Here is an 880-nt window from a genome sequence, read left to right on the forward strand (position 1 = left end):
GGCGCCGCCGCGGCCGTCGCCGTCAACACGTGTGAGCACGATGCCGGTGAGGCCGACGCGCTGGTCGAACGAGCGCGCGAGATTCACCGCGTCCTGGCCGGTGAGGCTGTCCGCAACCAGCAGCACCTCGTGCGGGTTCGCAGCCGCTTTGATCGCAGCTGCTTCCGCCATCATCTCCTCGTCCAGCGTGGTGCGGCCGGCGGTGTCGAGCAGCACGATGTCGTAGCCGCCGAGCTTGCCGGCCTCCAGCGCGCGCTTTGCGATCTGCGGCGGCTGCTGGCCCNCACGATCGGCAGGGTCGGAATGTCGAGATCGCGGCCGAGCACGGCGAGCTGCTCCATCGCCGCCGGGCGATAGACGTCGAGCGAGGCCATCAGCACCTTGCGCTTGTCGCGCTGGACCAGGCGGCGGGCGAGCTTGGCGGTGGTGGTGGTCTTACCCGAGCCTTGCAGGCCGACCATCATGATCGGCACCGGCGGCACCGAATTGACGTCGATGGTCTGGCCTTCGGCGCCGAGCGTGTTGATCAGCTCGTCATGGACGATCTTGACCACCATCTGGCCTGGCGTGACCGACTTGACGACGGTGGCGCCGATCGCCTGCTCGCGCACGCGTTCGGTGAAGCTGCGCACGACCTCGAGCGCAACGTCGGCCTCGAGCAGCGCGCGGCGCACCTCGCGCATTGCGGCATCGACGTCTTTTTCGGTCAGCGCACCGCGCCCCGTCAGACGATCGAGAATGCCACCAAGCCGTTCCGACAGATTGTCGAACAATGAAGTTGTCCTTGTCCTGCTCGCCAGAATGGCGATCTTCCAAACACCTTTGCGCCCGAGGGCGCATCGCGCTGTCGGGCGTTGACCTCCGGCCTCCAGGGCCGGTC

Annotated in this window: 2 pseudogenes; both read right to left on the reverse strand. The window is 67.6% G+C overall.

From position 1 onward, the window contains the following. A pseudogene (locus tag AOQ71_RS46870) lies at positions 1-283 on the reverse strand (signal recognition particle protein); the annotation flags it as partial. 1 nt (position 284) lies between these two features. Continuing rightward, positions 285-773, reverse strand: a pseudogene (locus AOQ71_RS46875) (signal recognition particle receptor subunit alpha); the annotation flags it as partial. Positions 774-880: the final 107 nt, after the last annotated feature.

This window comes from Bradyrhizobium manausense (assembly GCF_001440035.1).
Taxonomy (GTDB): domain Bacteria; phylum Pseudomonadota; class Alphaproteobacteria; order Rhizobiales; family Xanthobacteraceae; genus Bradyrhizobium; species Bradyrhizobium manausense.